Genomic DNA, 20,007 nt, shown 5'->3' on the forward strand with positions numbered 1-20,007 from the left:
GAAAGGAGCATTCTGATGAAATTAGGTGTGTTTACCGTGCTTTTTGCAGAAAAAAGCTTTGAAGAAATGCTAGATCATGTGAAGGCAAATGGGTTGGACGCTGTGGAAATTGGAACAGGTGGATATCCAGGAGATGCTCATTGCAAAATAGATGAGCTTTTAGCAGATGAAAAGAAACGAGCAGCTTACTCCGAAGCAGTGAAGGATCGCGGCTTAACAATAAGTGCCTTTAGCTGTCACGGAAATCCGTTAACACCAGATCAAGCATTTGCTAAGGAAAGTGATATAGTTTTAAGAAAAACCATTGAGCTAGCTGGTTTGATGGGGGTGCCTGTTGTCAATACGTTTTCTGGTACTCCTGGAGATCACGAAAATGCGAAAGCACCAAACTGGCCAGTAGCCCCATGGCCAACAGAGTATGCAGATGTTTTGGAATGGCAATGGGAGGAAAAACTCATCCCTTATTGGAAAGAAATTGGGGAATTAGCAGAAAAGCACCAGGTCAAAATTGGGATTGAATTACACGCAGGATTCTTAGTACATACCCCTTATACAATGTTGAAACTAAGGGAAAAAACAAGCCCTGCAATTGGTGCAAACCTTGACCCGAGTCACTTATGGTGGCAAGGAATTGATCCAGTTGCTGCTATCAAAATTTTGGCGAAGGAAAATGCGATTCATCATTTCCATGCAAAGGATACGTATATTGATCAAGACAATGTAAACATGTATGGTTTAACAGATATGCAGCCATACGGTAATATCCAAACAAGAGCTTGGAATTTCCGCTCTGTGGGGTGTGGGCACAGTCTCCAAGACTGGTCTAATATGATAAGTGCCCTAAGAACATTTGGCTATGATTATGTGATTAGTATCGAACATGAAGATCCAATTATGTCCGTTGATGAAGGATTCACTCGAGCTGTCCAAAACTTAAAGGCAGTCAATATTACCGAAAGCCCCACAGATATGTGGTGGGCATAAGAAAGGGATGAAGAGAATGGGAAAATTACGAGTAGGCTTAATCGGAGCAGGTGGAATTGCAACAAGTGTACATCTTCCAGCTTATCATAGTGTATCGGATCAAGTAGAGGTTGTAGCGATTGCTGATGTGGCTTATGAGAGAGCGAAGCAAGTTGCTGAAGAGAAAGGTATCCCACATGCCTTTGATCAATATGAAAAAATGTTAAAGGAAGTAGAGCTAGACGCGGTGAGTGTATGTGTTCCTAACAAATTTCACAAGGATGCGACCATCGCAGCCCTTCAGGCTGGTTGCCATGTTCTATGTGAAAAGCCTCCTGCTATGAACCAGCAAGAAGCAAAAGAAATGGAGGATGCTCAAGCTGCTTCAGGAAAATTATTAATGTACGGCTTCCATTATCGTTATCAAGCGGAAACACAAGCAGCGAAACGTTTCATTGATGCAGGTGAACTTGGTGAAATTTATGCAGGACGTGTTCATGCCATTAGACGACGTGGAATCCCTGGATGGGGAGTGTTTACAAATAAGGAATTACAAGGTGGTGGCCCACTAATCGATATTGGTGTCCATATGCTTGATACAGCATTATACTTAATGGGGTATCCTGAACCTTCCGTTGTCTTAGGCCAAACCCATCAACAGTTAGGTACGAAGAAAGGTGTCGGATTATTAGGAGCATGGGATTACGAGAATTTCACAGTAGAAGACATGGCGATCGGAATGATCACTTTTAAAAACGGTGCGTCACTCGTGTTAGAATCAGCCTTTGCTGCGAATGTGGAAAAAAATGATCTGATGCAAGTTTCCTTAATGGGTAATCAGGGTGGTGCCGATATCTTTCCATTAAAGATGTACCAGGAGAAGCATGAGACGCTACTTGATATTACACCAGCTTATTTGCCAAAGGTAAATGCTCATGAAACAGAAATTCATGTTTTTGTAGCGGACTGTCTAGCTGGAAATGTCACAGGCGAGTATGCGAAGCAAGGAACGAATATCCAAAAAATCATTGACGGACTTTATCAATCAGCAGAAACAGGTAAGGCTGTCAATCTATAAAAAGGAGAGATCAACACATGGGGAAAATTGCTATTCAATTATATTCTGTTCGAGAACATACAAGTAATGATTTTTTAGGTACGTTAAGAAAACTGGGAGAGATGGGATATGAAGCGGTCCAATTTGCTGGATTTTTCGATACACCTGCAGAAAAGTTAAAACAAGTAATGGATGAAGCAGGGCTTGTAGCTGCTGGCAGTCACATGCCATTTGATTCCTTAGTCGGAGATCAGTTAGAGGCATCGCTTGAGTATAACCGTACGATTGGTAATGAGCTAATTATATGTCCGATTTTACCAGATGAGTATCGTAGTGATGAGGCTGCTTATTATCGAGCTGCTGAGGAATTGGATGAAATTGGTCGTAAATGTAGAGAAGCAGGCTTTACGTTTGCTTATCATAATCATAATATGGAATTCTTTGATCTAGGAAATGGTAAGCGAGGCTTTGATATCATTTTTGAAGAAACAAACCAAGAAAATGTGAAGGTAGAGCTGGATTGTTACTGGGCAACACATGCAGGAAATGATCCACTACAAGTAATCGATGCATATAAAGGACAGATCGTCTCCCTCCATATTAAGGATATGACGGTGGAGAATGGTGAAAAACGAAGCATCGAAATTGGGAAAGGATCATTAGATATTGCTACATTATGGCAAACAGGGGAAAAAGCAGGAGTCAATTGGTACGTTATTGAGCAAGAAAAATTTGATGGCGACCCATTGGATAGTGCTAGAGTCAATGTAAGTAAATTAAAAGAAGTCATCGCTAATACTCGATCTTAATGATCGAGTATTTTTACTAGTTAATGTTTTATTATTCTAAATTAGGGTATAAGTAATTATAATGGTAAATTGCCGGGGGTGTTTTAAATGTTGAAAAACTTGTTCAAGAAAAAAGCAGAGAATACAGAATTGGTTGCACCAATAACAGGGAAGGTGATTGCTTTAGAGCAGGTGCCTGACCAAGTCTTTTCTCAGAAAATGATGGGGGATGGAGTGGCTATAGAACCATCTAGTAATGAAGTAGTATCACCAATCGACGGTGAAATAGTAGATGTGTTTAAAACAAAGCATGCCATTAGTTTGAAAGCAAATAATGGTGCTGAGATTTTAATACATATGGGCTTAGAGACGGTGGAGCTAGATGGTGAAGGGTTTGAAGTAAAAGTGAGCAATGGTGATAAAGTCGAGAAAGGTGATCCAATTGCTGTATTCCATACAGACATTATCGCGGGGAAAAATTACCAAACAGTTACACCAATTATTCTGTTAAATGGTGATGAGTATACAGCGGATCAAAAAATTTCGGACGAAGATGCGAAGGCTGGAGAAACCACATTATTCGAACTAAAGAAGAACTAAAAAATAGACTCTCCTCTATTAAAAAGAAAGAGTGATAGCTATCCCTGCTCTTTCTTTCTTAACCTCAAAAAAGTTTCCATTCCGAAAAAATAGTAATGTTTGTTTTAATAGTCCTTATTTTCCAATAAATTCAAAAACAGCATACTTTTTTCAAATGAAACATTTATACCATTTTTACATTCATTGGTATGTATAGAATGTAAGCAGTAACAAAAATTACTCAATCATTCGGGTGATCATTTTTGACCATTTGATGTTTCATTTTCATGATAAAACTAGGACTTATTTACGTTGATAAAACAGGTGAGATTTCCTATATCATTTTTCAATAATTATGGTTTAATTGGATATAGTTAACTTTACCTATAAATGTCTGGAAATGTTTGAATTCAAGGTATTTTAGCGTTTTTTGGATGAAGTTTTATATCATGATCATTTTTAGGTAGATAGTCGAAGTTCATTTTTTTGCATGTAAGTTTTATTAATTAACGGGGGAATCATTGCTGTGAATCTTCATATGAAAATAATCATTATACTAGGGGTTCTATCGCTAGTCTTTATAATTGGTGGATTGTTAAAACTAATGATGTAATCAGAAGGGGGTGTCACCATGAAGAAGCTGCGATTGGTCCTATTTGATCAAGAAATAGAATACATAGAATTGTTTGCAAACTATATAAGAAGTTCTGATTATGCGCAACGGTTTGATGTGAAATTATTTTCACAAGAAGAGCATTTTCAACAATACATAAACAATGGGGAACCAACTGATATATTGCTCGTATCGAACGATCAATCCATTCAAGAGTATCCTCAAATTGAGTCTATTCTATATTTGGTGGAAGGTATGGTGGACGAAAGTGACGTAGGGCAGCTTTTTAAATATCAACCATTAAGTCAGCTGCTTTCCAATGTACTTACCTATCATTATGAACGAAATGGAAAGCGCGAGAAGAAAAAGATCCAAAAGACAGATGGTGAAACGAAAATTATTTCCGTCTTCTCGGCAACAGGAGGTACTGGAAAAACCACCACTGCCTTTCACTTAGCAAAACAGATGAAAGAAGAAGGGTTAGAGGTATTCTATTTGAATCTAGAATTAGTGAATAGTATTGCATTGCTTTTTGATGTGGAGGACAAACCATCCTCATCACCACTTTTATATTATTTGAAGACAAATGCTGATCAATTACAATCCAAGCTTAAAGATTTGATTGTAGTGGATAGAGATACATCCGTTCCTTTCTTTTATTTTCACCCTAGTGCGGAAGAAATGCTTGATTTGAGTGAGCAGGAAATTAATCTTTTACTAGATACATTAACACAGCTCGAAACCTATCATTATATTGTGATCGATTTGGAAAGCGCCCTTGATCCAATTGAACTTGCTGCATTAAAGAAAAGTGATCAAGTATTATGGTTACTCTCCAATGATATGTATAGCTTTCACAAAACTAGCTATCTATTAGAGGAATTACACGGGCTTTTAAATGATGGTGCATTTAGTGATCGAGTGCAGCTTGTGTTAAATCGATATACAGGAATGATTGATCCTAAATTAGCCGATTCAGGTATCGAGATTGATGGCTATCTTCCATATATTCCGGAATGGAAACAATTAATTACTAAAGAACAATTAGAAAATCCTGTATTTAGTGAATATGTGGACAAATTGATTCGCTCCTTCTCAAGGGTAGGTGTGTAAGGTGGATCTAGATGAAAAGTTAGTGAATTCAACGATTGAGCATGTTCGCGATGTCTTAAATGAAAGGCAATCCATGAAGGACGAAGAGCTACAAGAATATATTGAATCTTACGTCTTTGTGAAGGCAGATGAGAATCGATTAACCTCGAAGCAAATGAAATGGTTAATCGAACGCACATACAATGCTTTTCGTGGATTAGATGTGTTGCAGCCATTGATTGATGATCCTGCAATAACGGAGATTATGATCAATAACCATGATGAAATTTTTATTGAAAAAAACGGGGAAATATATGAGAGTAAGGTGCAATTTGAAAGTTCGGAAAAGCTAGAGGATATTATTCAGATGATTGTTGGTAAAGTGAATCGTACCGTTAATGCTTCTTCTCCTATTGTAGATGCTCGACTCCAGGATGGTTCTCGTGTCAATGTGGTCCTACCACCAATTGCACTAAAAGGACCAACGATGACGATCCGTAAATTCCCTGAAAGACCACTCACCATTGAAGACTTAATTCAGAAAAACTCGATCACAGAAGATGTTGCGGAGTTTCTAAAACAGCTAGTTCAAGCAAGGTACAATATTTTTATTAGTGGAGGTACCGGCTCAGGGAAAACAACCTTTTTGAATGTATTGTCTAATTTCATTCCGAAGGATGAGAGAATTATAACGATAGAGGATTCTGCCGAACTGCAAATCAAGAGTGTGCCAAACCTCGTAAGTCTTGAAACAAGAAATGCGAATACAGAAGGTAAAGGTGAAATTACCATCCGAGATCTAATCAAATCCTCACTGAGAATGCGGCCTGACCGTATTGTAGTTGGTGAGGTTCGTGGTGTGGAGGCATTAGACATGCTACAAGCGATGAATACAGGTCATGATGGCTCTCTATCAACAGGACACGCCAATTCAACGATTGATATGTTAAGTCGTCTAGAGACAATGGTGTTAAGTGGTGCTCATTTTCCAATTCCTGTTATTAGACAACAAATAGGCTCTGCTATTGATGTGATGGTTCATTTATCGAGATTACGTGATCATTCAAGAAAAGTTGTAGCTATCAGTGAAATAACAGGTATTGTAGATGGACAAATTCAACTTACACCTTTATATGAATTTAAAGAAGAAGGCGAAGGTGCCCATGGCAAAATTATTGGTGCACTTCAGCCGACTGGAGAAACATTACAAAATAAACTGAAGCTAGAAATGGCTGGTATGAAAGTTTAATAAAGGGGTGATTCCAATCGAAATTTTTATTATAGCCATCATAGCGTGTATTGTTACTGTCGTTCTCTTATTTATACTCGATAAGAAAAAACGTGGTAGTAAAAGTGCTGAGTCAAAGAAAGAAAAAAAGAAAAAATCCTTCTCTTTCGCAAAAGCAGTGAAAGAAGAACCAACTACAGAAAACGGTATGTTGGATTACAATGTGTATACCTTTAAATGGCATGAATATCTGCTCATTGCCCTTACAGCTGGTGCCGTACTATTTGTGATTGGATTTATATTCTATCAAAATGTCATTTTAGCATTATTATTCTCTTTCATTGGTCTCTATTATCCAAAAATAAGAAAGAAGAAATTAATTAAAAAACGTAAGGCTGAATTAAGCCGTCAATTCCAACAAGCGCTTTTTTCCTTATCCTCTTCTTTAGTAGCTGGTAGATCGATTGAGAATGCCTTTCGAGAGGTTACAAACGATTTATATTTACTTTACCCTGGTAAGGAAACGCTAATCATAAGGGAATTTGAACAGATTAATAAACTACTGGAAAACAGAGAAACAATTGAAAGTGCTCTAGAGGATTTTAGTAGAAGAGCAGGTGTAGAGGATATTTCGAATTTTACTGATGTTTTCGTTACGTGTAAAAGAACGGGTGGCGATCTTGTCGAGGTAATTCGAAGAACGGCCAATATGATTAATGAGAAGTTTGAAATTCAACAAGAAATTTCCGTAATGGTTGCCCAAAAGCGATTTGAGTCCAATGCATTAGCGGTAGCACCTATCGGAATCGTTGCACTATTAACCTACTCCTCAAAAGATTACATGGAGCCGATGTATCAATGGTCAGAATTTGGACCTATCATTATGACGATTTGTTTAGGCATTCTAGTATTCTCTTTCTGGATTTGCCAACGAATAATGGATATCGAGGTGTAATAAAGAATGGTAATAAGTGCTATATTTTGCTGCCTATCTGTCGGTCTTGTATTAATATTTTTTATCCTAGCAGGTAGTCAATATAAATTGTTTATCGAAGAAAATAAAGCAGATTTCCAATTTTTATTCCTAGCCCCTGCTTCCTTATGCTTGATCGATCGGTTCAAATTAATGGAACGACTGTCATCAAAGATTGCCAATGTACAACAAAGGGTAGCGATTCTTTATTCGGCAGGCAAGAAAGTACCACAATATACAAAGATGTTCATTGCCCAAATTGTCTCCGTCATTATGCTGTGCCTAGCAGGTGGAAGTATTTTTGCTGTATTAAACGGTGGTGACAAGCGCTTTGTCGTCTTCGCTATTGTATTAGCGATCCTTATCCCTATTGTCTCAATTAAAAAGCTTGAAGAAAAGATGGATAAACGTAAGCAAGATATCATTATGGAACTACCTGAGTTTGCGAGCAAAATTGCATTACTTGTCAATGCTGGCGAAACCGTCCAACAGGCAATTGTTCGCTGTACGATGATGAAAGCAGACGTCAAACACCCTCTATATACGGAATTGACAGATGCTGTGACGAAAATAAAAAATGGTGACTCGTTTAATGGAGTAATGGAGGATTTCAGTAAGCGATGTGGTGTGCAGGAAGTATCTGTTTTCACTACTACTGTGTTATTAAATTACAAGCGTGGTGGGAATCAACTTGCATTGTCTCTAAGAGAATTATCTCGTGATCTATGGGAAAAGCGAAAAGCCATCTCTAGAAAACGTGGTGAGGAAGCTTCCTCTAAGCTTATCTTCCCGATGGTATTGATTTTTATCGCTGTACTTATTATTGTCGCATATCCGGCTTTACGGATATTTTAATAGACAAACCATCCCTTTAAAGGAGGTGAGATTCGATGAATAAACTTCTAATGAAATTATGGACTGAAGAAGAAGGTTTAGGAACTTTGGAGTTATTATTAATTGTTGCTGTACTTGTAGGAGTTGCTATTTTGTTTGGTAACACGATTGTTGAGTGGGTACAAGATATTATCGAAGGCATTAACCCAACACCACCTTCTGTACCAAGTGGATCTTAATATTTAAATTTTTTATGAAGAAGGGGTACTATTTATGTTCCTTTCCTTTCACAAACATTGGAAGAGTTTTAAGAAAAGCGAAAAAGGGATGTTTACAATTGAGGCATCCCTCATCTTCCCAACGATCTTTATCGTAACACTTGCATTAATACTATTTAGTTTAGTCGTGTATGAAAAGGTAGTTGTTTATGAAAAAGCCCATTTAATTGCAGAGAGGACCTCTTTTACATGGGATAACAGTAAAAAAGATTTTGAAACAGGAGAATTTGCTGAGAATCAATATACAACCATGTCAGGTGGAGATGGATTATATTGGCGAACTAACTACATTGGGCAGCAAATAATTCAGAAATTCCTGAAAACTGGTGGTTTAGGTGGAGCGGCTGGTGCCAAAATGGAACGAGCACGAACAAACGGTAGCGCTATGTTTGCCAGTGGGGATGTTGAAATAGAGGAGCCTAGTAGTGTAGGCTTTGACCGAAGAATCAGAGTTACAGTATCTGGTAATCTAAAGCTGCCGGATTTTGTTGACTTTATTGCAGATGAGGATTTTGCTGTTACGGTTACAGCATCAGTGAAAGATCCAGTAGAACTAATCCGGACAACAGATTTTGTCATTTATTATGGAAAAGAAATTATGGGGTATATTGGAAGTCGATGATTGGTTAGCTTGCTAGGAGGTGGAGAGATGAGAAGATTTTTGTACAAATTAAAACATGATACAAAGGGTGCTGTAACAATCTTTTTTGTATTAATCGTAGCAGCTGTATTCTTCTTTCATGCAGTACTGATTGATTATGCTCGCATCCTAGCAGCTGAACAACAATCAGAATATGCTGTACAAAGTGCAGCTCGATCAGCATTAGCTGGTTATGATAATGACCTTCGAGAATACGGATTGTTCGGTATCGATGGGGCAGCCTATGAGTCTGAATTTGAGGATATTGTAAAAACAAATCTAGAACCAACTTCCAATGATGAGGCTTTTACCTTTATTGATCCTAAGCTAGAGAGTGCTAGTGTAGAATTCTCCAGACCTCTGGCAGATCCTGATATATTAGAGCATCAGATCTTAGAAGAAATGAAATATAAAGCACCAGTTGAGGTAGTAAAAAAATTAATTGAAAAGTTTACCTTTGTTACAAAAGCGATGAAGGAAACGTCAGCTTTTATCGATACAGCTGAGAAAATTCAAGAGGATTTTGAAGAAAGAGAAGAGCATTTAGATAAGGTTGAAAGCATTTTTGAGAAATTGAAATCAGATGTAGCAACCTTCAAAAAGAATTTGACTCATACTCAGTTCAGTACATATCCTAACGTAAACTATTTCACGGATGTGATTCATCATTATAATACATATAGTGGTTCTGCTGATAGAATAGCAGATTTACAAACTGAAATAGATAATAGTAATACGAATAAAAGTACCTTGGAAACCAAATTGAAAAATAAGAAAAAAGAATTAATAGAGCTAGAAGACGATCTAGAGAAGCTAGAAGATGGTAAAAAGCTTGATCCTCCTAAAACGAAAAAGGAGTTAGAGGAAGAAATCGAAGAACTGGAAAAAGAAATTGAAGATATGGAGAAGAGTATTAAATCTAGCGGAGAAACAGTTACTGATAATAAAGAAAAAATAAAAGAAGAAGAAAAAGACAGCAAGACATTTAAAGAGCAAGCAGAAAACAAAGCATCAGAAATGCATACACTTGCAACTCGAATCATAAGTAATCTAGAGGATATTAGTAGTCGAATACAAAAAGCAAAAGATCTTAATGAGGATATTCAAAATACTATTGATGAAGCAAATGCAGATGCGTCTAATGACTATGGAAATGCAGAGGATATTGCTGAAGGACCTCCAGATGGAGCGAGCTCTGTAGATAATTTAGAAGAAGCTATTAGAGAAAATAGTGCAAAATTAGAGGAATATCCTTACGATTCTGCGTTTTTTAATTCTATAAAAGAACCGATTGATAAAGCTATTACACGAATGAAGGACGTTCCAGGTTTATTTGAAGCAATTGAAACAGATATAGATTTATCGAGTAAATCTGCCTTGCAGCAAATAAAAAAAGATGCTTTAGCTGCACTTAATCCAAGTATTGAGGACATTGATTCAGGCTCTGGAACATTAGAAGATGATCGAAAAGAATTTAAAGAAACAGACGAGGCCGTAACAGATCAACAAGAACAACAGGCGGAGGATAGTAATAATCAAGCAGAAGATATGCTGAATGATCTTGCATCAATAGCAGACGATCAGCAAATTTATGAAGAATTAAAGCAATTTGTTAACCAATATAATGCCTATGCCCAAGGATCCGAAGGCGAGATTCAAGAAATTGAAATTGGTGATAATGCAGGAGATAGTGCGGGTAATGCCATGGATATTGTCGATAGTATATTTTCGGGAATTGGAAGTATTTTAAAAAACGCAAGAGATAGAGTGTATGTTAATGAATATATATTATTGCATTTTGAAAGTGCGGTGCCAACAGGTATTCAGAATAAGGCTGATTATCTGTTCGAAAACAGGGAAGTAGAATATATTTTATATGGCCAACATGCTTCAGGAGCCAATTATTCTTTGGCCTTAGGTCAATTATTTGCTATTAGATTCGCATTACGATTTATTGCAGCCTTTGCTGAACCAGTTGTACGTGCTGCTGGTCATCCATTAGCTGTTTTCATTGCTGCTTTATCCTATTCACTTAAAGAATCCATTGTTGATACTGAACAAGTAGCAAAAGGGGAAAGTACACCTATACTAAGTAATAGGTTAACTAGTGAAGATGCTTTGCCGATGTTTTATCATGATTACCTGCGGCTATTCCTTTTTATGAATCCGAGTGGAGATGCACGATTAAGAAGAATTATGGCAGTAATTGAAAAAAACACTGGCGTAAGTCTGATAGATCGTCAAACCTATGTTGAAGGAACAGCAGAGACCTCTGCTAATTTAATATTTGTGCCACAAATTGCAAATACGCTTAATTTAGTTGGTGCACTTGATGGACAGTCAGAAGATGGACGATTTGTATTCAAAAGTGATGCTCATTTCTCTTATTAATTAAAATTTGTTTTACTGATTGTAAGACAAGTTTTGAAATATAAAACACATTAAATAGAACGAAAAGGAGAATGATTATGTCAAAGTTTAAATTAATTACCATTGCATTATTGCTAGGTATTTTATTAATTGGTTGTAGTTCAGATGGCAATAATGAGCAGCAACCTGAAGAAGATGAGGCAACTTCAGAGCGAAGTAATGAAAATTCTGAGGAAGTAAATGATAGTAATGACGAAAATGAAAGTGAGGAATCAGATAGTAAGGAGGTTTCTGCTGATAATAATAGCGATGTTCTGGGATTAGGCGAAACAGGAGTAGTGGAAAGCACAATAGGTAATTACGAAATCACCTTTGAATCATTCCAGGTTTTAAATGATTTAGATGGTAAAAAGCCGAATGATGCAGATGAAGTTTATATTTTGGTTGAAGCGAGAGTGGATAATACAGGTGATCAAGCATTAAATGGAACAGACTTATACACGGCTTCCTTATTTACTGAGGACGAGACTAGGAGTGAGAATGATTTTCATAATGAGTCAATAGAATTTATTGATGGTACGATAGAGCCTGGTAAATCAATGGAAGGACAATTTCTGTTTTCTGTACCAGAATCTAATTCATACGAATTGATTTATAACCATGCATTGGGTGCATTTGCGACAGAATTAACCTGGGAATTCAGTGCAGACGAAGCATCAAATTAATCTTAACGGAGTGGTGGATAAACATTCCATCACTCCAATATCCGTATTTTATTCTTATTTTTGATTATTTCAATATGAAGTAATTAAAGCTGAAAATAAAACACCTTTTTAAAATAATAGAGAAGGAGAGAAGTGAATGATGAAGAACTTAAGGTTAATCATGATAGCTTTACTAATAGCTGTAGTATTAATTGGATGCAACTCTGATGAAGGAACAGAACAAACAGCTAATGAGAATGAGCAAGAAAATAATGAGCCTGTTGAAGAAGTGAATGAAGAGCCAGAGGAAAACGAGAATACAGGTGATATGGAAGAAAATTCGGAAAAAGAAGAGAGTGATGAAGAGTTTTCTCAAGAGTCAAAAGATGGCGTATTGGAGCGTTATCCCGATGATTTAGGAGTAGGAGATACTACAGAATTTGAAAGAAACGATATAACACATGATCACGTAAAACTAACTGTGAATTCATTTGAATTTGTAGAAGAACTAAATGGAGTTAAACCAGAAAACGATAGATTCCTATTAGTCAATATTACTATTGAAAATTTAATAGATGAATATAATTATGAAGCAATGTTTATACAATCACACCTTGAGGATAGTGAAGGTGATTCCGTCCAAAACGAAAGGGAAGAACTAGAGTTAGAATTAACACCAAAAGAAGGTGGAATAAGTACAGGAGATATTGTTTATGATGTAAACGAATCTGATTACTATAGAGTTCATTTCTTTGATGACTATTTCCTACTCTTTAAAGATGAACAATCGAGCGCTGAGTAATATTGGAGGGAGTGATGACTAACGATTTATCATCACTCTGATCCTTTTATTTTCACGTTAAATGACTTCCTCTTATCACTAGTGACTTAACGTAAAAATAAAAGGAAGTCTAATATAGAAACCTTTATTTTATCATGATTTAATCAAGCTTATTAGTATAAGGATATCCTATACTCAGCCGGGAGGTGACAGAATGAAGCGATTTTTACGAAAAGAGGATGGAAGTATAACATTGGAAGCAGCAATTGTGATGCCATTCTTTATCCTTTTCTTAGTATTTCTTATTTATATGATCAAATTCGCTTTAGTAGACATTGCAATTAATCGAGCAACATCGGAAACAGCAAAACAAATCGCTACACAATTGTATCCTGCACAGGTTCTAGTAGATGAGGTGCATACACTGGCACAAGGAAATGAAATATATAGGGAACTTGAAGCTGGTGTTTCAGAGAACTTAGATTTGATTGAGCAGTCCGTAAAAGATAGTCTTGGCGAAGGCACCTATAATAGCATCAAAGAAAAAGTAGGACAAACTCTCGATTCAGCAAGTGCAGCTGTACTTAATCCGATTGTTAAGCACTATCTCCAGACCGAGGATGAGATGAACATTGTAGAAGCAGATAATGTCAAGGTTACTACAGCAAAGCTACCAAATGTGTTTGCGAGTGGTGGAGACAAATATGTCGAATTAACCACTCAATATGAGTTAGATTTACCAATTCCCTTTATTGAGAAAACATTCATTATAGAAAAACATGCGAAAGAAAAAGCATGGATCGGATCATAGAAAGGAAATTATCTATATGTCATTACAGTTTTATCTATTAATTCTTTATATTTTGATTGCTTTCATTATGGATGTTCGCTTCAATAAAATTCCTAATTGGTTAACCGTTTCAGGGGTAATTGTCGGGTTGGCTTATCATGTTATTACAGGATTAATTGGTGGTTTGCTTTTCTCATTACTTGGCTTAGTGGTAAGCGTCTTAGTCTTATTATTATTATACCTCTTTAAGGCATTAGCCGCAGGTGATGTCAAACTATTTGCTGGTGTTGGAGCAATTATGGGAATGGAATTTTCTCTATATGGAATTCTTTATTCTATCATTTTTGCCGGTCTAATAAGTCTAATTATTATCATTTTTTTCAAGTTTAGAGTAATAAAGAAGTTTATTTTCTATATTTATCGATGGGTGTTAACAATATTTAAGAAGGAACCAAAGCTTTCCATGGAAGCTTTTCTAGAGCTGAAAATTAAACAATATCCCTTTATGTATGCTGTTGTACCAGGGATAGTGTTGACAATGTATTATTTTTAAAAAAGTATACAAATTGGCTCAACTAGAAATGGAGGAATTTGAATGTCAAAGTTAAAGTGGATTATTATAGCAATCATAGTAGCAGGATTATTAGTAGGGTGTAGTTCGGTTGACGAGGGGGCCAATGTAGATAATACAAAAGAAGTATCATCAGAAAAAAAGAATAACGAAGATTCAAGTACATCTTCAACTGATCAAGAGGATTCCTTATCTACTAGTAATGAAGATATTCTCAAAATAGGGGAGACGGGAAAAGTAGAAAGTAATTTTGGCGATTATGAGATGACCTTACATTCCTTTAAGTTACTAGAGGATTTTCATGGAGAAAAATTAATGAATGATGTTTTTATAGTCGTTGATTTTAGTGTCAAAAACGTAGGAGAGGAACCTTTAAGAGGTGAAGATGTTTATTGGGCCGATCTTTTTGATGACCAAGACCTTTTGCAAGGCAATGAATTTTTCGATTCTGTAAAACAATTACCTGATGAGATTGCTCCTGGAGACACAGCTGAAGGAGAATTCGTATTTGATACAAGTGAATCAGAATTTTATCGGTTAGTCCTTAACTACGGTGCATTAGACAATTTGGCTACTTCCGTAACGTGGGAATTCACCCCTGAGGAGGCAAATTAATAGGCAAGAGAAAAAGAAACTTTCTACAAGTTAGAGAGAGGAGATAATAAATGAATGAAACGATATATGGCTTAACATGTGACTTTGAACAACAAAATGGCCATTTTATGACAATCCATCGAGAAGATCCTTCGATACAAAGTGATGAGCTAGCCAAAATTCAAGTGAACATGATGAGTTCTAATACGATAGATCATGTGTTGCCACTTGAGGTGCAGGAGATAGACTTTAATGTGAAGTTTTATTATGATATTTCCTCGAAAAAAATGCTCTCCCAATATGTAAGAGAAAGATCGTTAACGATGAGTGAACTATATGAGTTGCTTTATCGAATTGGCTCCACTATAGAAGCCAGTAAAGAGTTTATGCTCAACGAACAGCATTTTGTATTAAAAGATAGCTTTATTTTTGTGGAGAATGATGTAAAAGAAGTTTACTTAGCCTATATTCCTTTAAAGCAACTAGATCAGAAGCCTGATTTACATGCAGAATTTAGAGAATTATTTTTCCAATTGGTCGGATATGTGAAATCATTGTCTGGGGATGGGGTTCAACAACTTACGAGCTATTTTAATGGATCCGATTTCCAATTAAAGGATCTCTTGAATAAATTGAATATATTGAGAAAAAACAGTAAACAACTAGTAACACCAGCTCCGACACCTGTCGCAGCTCAACCAAGTGAAATAAAGAAAATTCAATATTCTTCTCCACAAACACCTCGACAAGAGAAAATAGAGAAAAAACCTGAACCGAAAGAAGAGCCTATTCAGAAAAAACCAACCAAGAAAACGCCGGTGAAAAAAGCGGCAGCCAAACAAAAGGAAAAGAAACCAGTAAAAAATCAACAGGAAGAGAAAGAAGGACCAAGTCTCATAGTTATTCTCTGTCTTGGATTCCTTGCTTTCGCTATTATATGGAAGCTTTATACAAGTATACCTAGTGAGGGAATGCTATATATTTGTTCTGGTTTATCCATTGCGGTAGTTGCAGCTGGATATTATTTCTTGGCGGTATATGGAAAAGGGAGTAATGAAGCTGAAGATATAGAAGAAGAAATGGATACAAAGCCCAAACAATCAAAACGTAAGCAAGGTTTTAGTCCAAGAAAAATCGACGAACAGGAACTAGAAGCACCGAAGCCGATGGAACAGCCAATGGCAAGAGCGGTAAATAGTGAAAATTATTTTCAAAATTTACATCAAGAAACTACGCTATTGTCACAACCAGAGGCAACAGCAATGCTAGAAGATCAAGATGAGCAAGTAAGCACTTTAGCCTATTTGGAGATCTCTCGTAATGGGCAAACGGAAAGAATTAACATCACAGGAGATTCATTTATCATCGGTAGAAATCAATCCTCCGTGAGCTATTTTGAAGATACGGTTGGCGTTTCCAGAACACATATTGAAATCAACACAGATGGTACTTCATTTGCAGTAAAGGACCTTGGATCGAAAAATGGAACAAAGTTAAATGGGGAGAAACTAGTAGCCTATAAACCTTATTCCTTAAATGATGGAGATACAATTAAACTTGCAAAAATCTCGTACACCTTCCACAAAGGATAATGCTTATGAGAAAAAGGAAACAAAATTGGTTTTATGGTATCTCCACACATACAGGTTCAGTCCGACAATCAAATGAAGATAATGTCTATATCAACACCATTAGGGATCGTAAAGGAAATGAAATGCTAGTTACCGTTGTAGCAGATGGTATGGGCGGATATGACGCGGGTGATGTCGCTAGTGAAACCATTGTGACAATGATTGATAAATGGTTTCGAAAAAAAGTACCTCCAATGCTAGCATTGCCTTATCCTTTTACGAAAATAGCAAGCGAAATAGACAAATTGTTGCAGAAAGCGAATGCGACGCTTATTTCTGAAGGTGAGAAGCTAGGCAACAAAATGGGAACAACCGCATCTATCCTGTTCTTGTATAAGAATCAATACTTTATCACCCATATTGGGGATAGCAGAATTTATCAAATCTCAGAAAACCCTGAGCAAGAGCAGGAAGAAAACTATCAATTAGTCCAATTAACAGAGGATCATTCTTGGGTAATGGATCAGGTTAAAAAGAATCTCTTAACAGAAGAAGAAGCAGAAAAGCATCCTAAGAAAAACCTATTACTCCAATGTTTGGGAATAACAGAGGATTTTTCTCCTTTTATGACGGAAGGAAGTTTTTCCAAACAGGATACATTCTTTTTATGTAGTGATGGCTTTTATAATATTTATCCGAAACAGGCATTATTAGAAGGCTTTAGGGCTTTGCAAGGATCTGATCAAACCTTTCAGTCATTTGCTGATTGTCTGGTTAAGGATGCGGATCAAAGAGGGGCTACAGATAATATCACGGTATCCATTGTAACGCCAAAATATTAAAAGGAAAGGATGGCGAATTGGTGCCTTTTATTACAGCATACAAAACGGAACAAGGTTTAGCGAAACAGGCAAATCAAGATGCCTTAATGATAAAAACAGCAAGAACAAAAAATGGTCAGGTTGGTTTATTTGTCGTTTGTGATGGTATGGGCGGACTTAGTGAAGGGGAAATAGCAAGTAAAATGCTAGTCGAGGGATTAGCGAACTGGTTCGAACAAACCCTTCCCATTTTACTGCAATCCGATCAGGAGGACATTCCGCTTCACCTAACGAATAAAATTGAACACCTCAATCAGCAGTTAATACAATATGGCGAACAGCACCAGCTAAAAATGGGCTCCACGTTAACGGCAATTTTCATTATTAATCAAAGCTATTATACCTTTCAAGTTGGTGACAGTAGGGCCTATTTATTAAGTGATGATATTTATCAGCTTACAAAGGATCAAACGTTAGTTGCACGAGAAGTGGAACGAGGCATGATTACCTTGGAAGAGGCAAAGTCACATCCGAAGAAGCATGTACTACTTCAGTGTATAGGTATTCAATCAACAATAGAAGTTGTTAAAACGAGTGGACTGCTGACAGGTGGCGAGCTTCTGCTACTCTGTACAGATGGTTTCTATCAAAAACTAACAGAACGAGAGATAAAGGATAGAATAACTACTTATTCTACGTTTTCGAAGGAAAATATGGAGTCTGCCATCATGTCTCTTGTGCAAAATTTGAGAGATCGGGAAGAAACAGATGATATTACAGCAGTTCTTGTCAATATTGTGTGAAAGGAGGGAGAAATTTGTTACAGATAGGCTCAATCGTGGATGGACGTTACGAGATATTAAAGGAAATTGGCCGTGGTGGAATGAGTATCGTCTATTTGGCAATGGATAGTCGATTGAAGAAATCGTTAGTAGTCAAGGATATCCGAAAGAGAAGTAACAGCAATCATGAAATTTTAATCAACAGTCTTGTCATTGAGGCCAATATGTTAAAAAAGTTAGAGCATCCAGCCTTACCGCGAATCTATGACATTATTGAGACCAAAAATGGTATTTATGTTGTGATGGATTACATCGAAGGCGAGTCCTTAAAAGAAAAGCTAGAGCGGGAACATCGCGTATCTGCCGAGGAAGTGGTGGAGTGGGCGAAGCAATTAAGTGATGTATTAGCCTATTTACATAACCGAAAACCCAATCCGATCATTTATCGAGATATGAAGCCAGACAATATTATGCTTACCCCGGATGGAAAGGTGAAACTGATCGATTTCGGGATCGCCAGAGAGTATAAGTCAGAAAGTTCCACAGATACGACGAATTTGGGAACAAAAGCATATGCTGCTCCCGAGCAAATTGCTGGTAAGCAGACAGATAACCGCACCGATATCTACAGTTTAGGTGTTACCCTCTATCATTTAGTGACTGGTAAGAGTTTAAGCGAGCCTCCTTTTGAAATCAGACCAATCCGAACATGGGATTCCACCCTGCCAGAAGGATTGGAATACATTATACAGCGATGTACTCAGGTGGAGCCAGAAGAAAGATATCAGCAAGTAGAGCAATTATATGCCGACTTAATGAATATAGACAAGCTTACCCAAGGCTATAAAAAGCTCTTAGTAAAAAGACTCGCTTATTTTCTAGCACCTGCTGTTTTGTTTTTTGTTTTTACAGGTACTGCTGTTTTTGGCTACTCTGGCATGAAGACAGAACAGTATCAGGAATACATTAGTTTAATAGATAAAGCGAACTCAGCTATTATTAACGAAGAAGACGAAGAGGCTAAATCTCTACTAAAAGATGCAATAGATTTAGATAAGAATAGGGCTGATGCCTATGTTCGATTATTAAATTTTTATGTTAATAGTGATAATACAGAGACAGGACTTGCGGACATTGAAAGCTATATCGAAGAAGGCTATGGCGGTATCGATAGAAATGATGAAGTATTGTTTCAGGTCGGAATGACATATTTTGATAATTTAAGAGATTACAAGAAAGCGGAGCAATATTTTACAAAGATTGATCAAGAAGAATTACCAGATGCTAAGTATTATGAGATATTAGCAAAAACAATGGGGCAGCTCAATATTGATTATGGAGTGTTTGCCGAAGAATTGGAAAGCTTTGAACAATATAATGACTCCCAAGCTAATAATACGAGAAAAATCGAAAATTATAATGTGCTCGCCAATATTTATCTCTCATACAAAGGACAGATTGAGGATGCCAATACAAAAGCGATTGACATATTAGAAAAGGCGCAATCAATTGTCGAAATATTAGGCAATCCAGATATTACAACAAGATTCGCGCAAGACTTTGAGCGTAAACTTGCTCAAGCCTTCTATAGTAGAGGTTTATTGTCTAGCAATACAGCGAATGCCCGCGAGGATTTTACAAAAGCAATGGATGCGTATGAAGAGCTCTTGTTGGAAGGCGTGCCAGATCAAGAAGATATCATGATAACGATTGGGAATATTTATGATGATATGGGTGAGGACTCGCTCGCTATTACGCAATATCAAGATACGATTAAGGAATATCCACAATCTGATCATGCCTATTTAAAGCTTATTAATTTATTGATAGATATAGAACAAGGAAAGTCAGAAGGAAAAAGAAATTTCAAGCAGGTAAAACAATACTATCAGCAATTAACGAAGATTGAAAACGTTCGTGATGATAAGGGTCTTGAAAAGCTAAAACGTAGACTTCAAAACATTTCAGTCATTTAGGA

20 protein-coding genes are annotated in these 20,007 nt (G+C 36.8%); all 20 read left to right on the top strand.

The annotated features are described in order from the left end of the window. Nucleotides 1–15 precede the first annotated feature (15 nt). Entirely contained in the window at nucleotides 16–984 is a 969-nt protein-coding gene (locus tag ACZ5R4_RS19430) for a sugar phosphate isomerase/epimerase family protein (RefSeq protein WP_109983695.1), read from the top strand. A gap of 16 nt (nucleotides 985–1,000) precedes the next feature. Next, complete coding sequence (locus ACZ5R4_RS19435; protein ID WP_109983694.1) at nucleotides 1,001–2,041, top strand: Gfo/Idh/MocA family protein; 1,041 nt, start codon at nucleotides 1,001–1,003, stop codon at nucleotides 2,039–2,041. Nucleotides 2,042–2,058: 17 nt separating this feature from the next. Continuing rightward, on the top strand, nucleotides 2,059–2,829 hold the full coding sequence (locus ACZ5R4_RS19440) for a sugar phosphate isomerase/epimerase family protein (protein ID WP_277679881.1): 771 nt from the start codon (nucleotides 2,059–2,061) through the stop codon (nucleotides 2,827–2,829). An 87-nt stretch (nucleotides 2,830–2,916) separates the two neighbouring features. Continuing rightward, complete coding sequence (locus ACZ5R4_RS19445) at nucleotides 2,917–3,408, top strand: PTS sugar transporter subunit IIA (RefSeq protein WP_464367851.1); 492 nt, start codon at nucleotides 2,917–2,919, stop codon at nucleotides 3,406–3,408. A gap of 610 nt (nucleotides 3,409–4,018) precedes the next feature. Beyond that, nucleotides 4,019–5,113, top strand: a complete 1,095-nt coding sequence (locus ACZ5R4_RS19450) for an AAA family ATPase (protein ID WP_054859763.1) — start codon at nucleotides 4,019–4,021, stop codon at nucleotides 5,111–5,113. Between the two features lies 1 nt (nucleotide 5,114). Next, a complete protein-coding gene (locus tag ACZ5R4_RS19455) occupies nucleotides 5,115–6,341 on the top strand; it encodes a CpaF family protein (RefSeq protein WP_464367852.1) in 1,227 nt (408 codons plus the stop codon). 7 nt (nucleotides 6,342–6,348) lie between these two features. Then, nucleotides 6,349–7,275 carry a type II secretion system F family protein gene (locus tag ACZ5R4_RS19460; protein WP_347834529.1) on the top strand — a complete coding sequence of 309 codons (927 nt, stop codon included), beginning with the start codon at nucleotides 6,349–6,351 and terminating at the stop codon, nucleotides 7,273–7,275. Between the two features lie 6 nt (nucleotides 7,276–7,281). Beyond that, on the top strand, nucleotides 7,282–8,148 hold the full coding sequence (locus ACZ5R4_RS19465) for a type II secretion system F family protein (RefSeq protein ID WP_109983691.1): 867 nt from the start codon (nucleotides 7,282–7,284) through the stop codon (nucleotides 8,146–8,148). 35 nt (nucleotides 8,149–8,183) lie between these two features. Then, a complete protein-coding gene (locus tag ACZ5R4_RS19470) occupies nucleotides 8,184–8,366 on the top strand; it encodes a Flp1 family type IVb pilin (RefSeq protein ID WP_054787202.1) in 183 nt (60 codons plus the stop codon). A gap of 88 nt (nucleotides 8,367–8,454) precedes the next feature. Further along, nucleotides 8,455–9,027 carry a hypothetical protein gene (locus tag ACZ5R4_RS19475; protein ID WP_464367853.1) on the top strand — a complete coding sequence of 191 codons (573 nt, stop codon included), beginning with the start codon at nucleotides 8,455–8,457 and terminating at the stop codon, nucleotides 9,025–9,027. 27 nt (nucleotides 9,028–9,054) lie between these two features. Further along, nucleotides 9,055–11,436 (top strand): DUF5702 domain-containing protein, encoded by a 2,382-nt coding sequence (locus tag ACZ5R4_RS19480; protein ID WP_109983689.1) that lies wholly within the window; start codon nucleotides 9,055–9,057, stop codon nucleotides 11,434–11,436. 77 nt (nucleotides 11,437–11,513) lie between these two features. Continuing rightward, the gene (locus ACZ5R4_RS19485; RefSeq protein ID WP_054859771.1) at nucleotides 11,514–12,140 is read left to right on the top strand and encodes a DUF4352 domain-containing protein; all 627 of its coding nucleotides are present in this window, start codon (nucleotides 11,514–11,516) and stop codon (nucleotides 12,138–12,140) included. A 136-nt stretch (nucleotides 12,141–12,276) separates the two neighbouring features. Continuing rightward, a complete protein-coding gene (locus ACZ5R4_RS19490) occupies nucleotides 12,277–12,921 on the top strand; it encodes a DUF4352 domain-containing protein (protein WP_109983687.1) in 645 nt (214 codons plus the stop codon). 193 nt (nucleotides 12,922–13,114) lie between these two features. Continuing rightward, on the top strand, nucleotides 13,115–13,711 hold the full coding sequence (locus ACZ5R4_RS19495) for a TadE/TadG family type IV pilus assembly protein (protein ID WP_054787211.1): 597 nt from the start codon (nucleotides 13,115–13,117) through the stop codon (nucleotides 13,709–13,711). 16 nt (nucleotides 13,712–13,727) lie between these two features. Further along, nucleotides 13,728–14,243: a prepilin peptidase gene (locus tag ACZ5R4_RS19500; RefSeq protein WP_181397439.1), complete on the top strand. Its 516-nt coding sequence runs from the start codon at nucleotides 13,728–13,730 to the stop codon at nucleotides 14,241–14,243. A 42-nt stretch (nucleotides 14,244–14,285) separates the two neighbouring features. Next, nucleotides 14,286–14,876: a DUF4352 domain-containing protein gene (locus tag ACZ5R4_RS19505; RefSeq protein ID WP_054859774.1), complete on the top strand. Its 591-nt coding sequence runs from the start codon at nucleotides 14,286–14,288 to the stop codon at nucleotides 14,874–14,876. A 50-nt stretch (nucleotides 14,877–14,926) separates the two neighbouring features. Further along, nucleotides 14,927–16,447: a DUF6382 domain-containing protein gene (locus ACZ5R4_RS19510; RefSeq protein ID WP_109983684.1), complete on the top strand. Its 1,521-nt coding sequence runs from the start codon at nucleotides 14,927–14,929 to the stop codon at nucleotides 16,445–16,447. A 5-nt stretch (nucleotides 16,448–16,452) separates the two neighbouring features. Next, nucleotides 16,453–17,268 carry a PP2C family protein-serine/threonine phosphatase gene (locus tag ACZ5R4_RS19515; protein ID WP_181397438.1) on the top strand — a complete coding sequence of 272 codons (816 nt, stop codon included), beginning with the start codon at nucleotides 16,453–16,455 and terminating at the stop codon, nucleotides 17,266–17,268. 20 nt (nucleotides 17,269–17,288) lie between these two features. Next, complete coding sequence (locus ACZ5R4_RS19520) at nucleotides 17,289–18,050, top strand: PP2C family protein-serine/threonine phosphatase (protein ID WP_109983682.1); 762 nt, start codon at nucleotides 17,289–17,291, stop codon at nucleotides 18,048–18,050. Between the two features lie 14 nt (nucleotides 18,051–18,064). Beyond that, nucleotides 18,065–20,005 carry a protein kinase domain-containing protein gene (locus ACZ5R4_RS19525; RefSeq protein WP_464367854.1) on the top strand — a complete coding sequence of 647 codons (1,941 nt, stop codon included), beginning with the start codon at nucleotides 18,065–18,067 and terminating at the stop codon, nucleotides 20,003–20,005. Nucleotides 20,006–20,007 lie beyond the last annotated feature (2 nt).

It is taken from the genome of Gracilibacillus sp. JCM 18860, assembly GCF_055395245.1.

Coding starts and splice junctions, on each gene's coding strand:
- ACZ5R4_RS19470 (WP_054787202.1), top strand. CDS start 8,184: ATGAATAAACTTCTAATGAAATTATGGACTGAAGAAGAAGGTTTAGGA.
- ACZ5R4_RS19445 (WP_464367851.1), top strand. CDS start 2,917: ATGTTGAAAAACTTGTTCAAGAAAAAAGCAGAGAATACAGAATTGGTT.
- ACZ5R4_RS19435 (WP_109983694.1), top strand. CDS start 1,001: ATGGGAAAATTACGAGTAGGCTTAATCGGAGCAGGTGGAATTGCAACA.
- ACZ5R4_RS19485 (WP_054859771.1), top strand. CDS start 11,514: ATGTCAAAGTTTAAATTAATTACCATTGCATTATTGCTAGGTATTTTA.
- ACZ5R4_RS19430 (WP_109983695.1), top strand. CDS start 16: ATGAAATTAGGTGTGTTTACCGTGCTTTTTGCAGAAAAAAGCTTTGAA.
- ACZ5R4_RS19495 (WP_054787211.1), top strand. CDS start 13,115: ATGAAGCGATTTTTACGAAAAGAGGATGGAAGTATAACATTGGAAGCA.
- ACZ5R4_RS19465 (WP_109983691.1), top strand. CDS start 7,282: ATGGTAATAAGTGCTATATTTTGCTGCCTATCTGTCGGTCTTGTATTA.
- ACZ5R4_RS19480 (WP_109983689.1), top strand. CDS start 9,055: ATGAGAAGATTTTTGTACAAATTAAAACATGATACAAAGGGTGCTGTA.
- ACZ5R4_RS19500 (WP_181397439.1), top strand. CDS start 13,728: ATGTCATTACAGTTTTATCTATTAATTCTTTATATTTTGATTGCTTTC.
- ACZ5R4_RS19475 (WP_464367853.1), top strand. CDS start 8,455: ATGTTTACAATTGAGGCATCCCTCATCTTCCCAACGATCTTTATCGTA.
- ACZ5R4_RS19510 (WP_109983684.1), top strand. CDS start 14,927: ATGAATGAAACGATATATGGCTTAACATGTGACTTTGAACAACAAAAT.
- ACZ5R4_RS19515 (WP_181397438.1), top strand. CDS start 16,453: ATGAGAAAAAGGAAACAAAATTGGTTTTATGGTATCTCCACACATACA.
- ACZ5R4_RS19450 (WP_054859763.1), top strand. CDS start 4,019: ATGAAGAAGCTGCGATTGGTCCTATTTGATCAAGAAATAGAATACATA.
- ACZ5R4_RS19505 (WP_054859774.1), top strand. CDS start 14,286: ATGTCAAAGTTAAAGTGGATTATTATAGCAATCATAGTAGCAGGATTA.
- ACZ5R4_RS19490 (WP_109983687.1), top strand. CDS start 12,277: ATGATGAAGAACTTAAGGTTAATCATGATAGCTTTACTAATAGCTGTA.
- ACZ5R4_RS19440 (WP_277679881.1), top strand. CDS start 2,059: ATGGGGAAAATTGCTATTCAATTATATTCTGTTCGAGAACATACAAGT.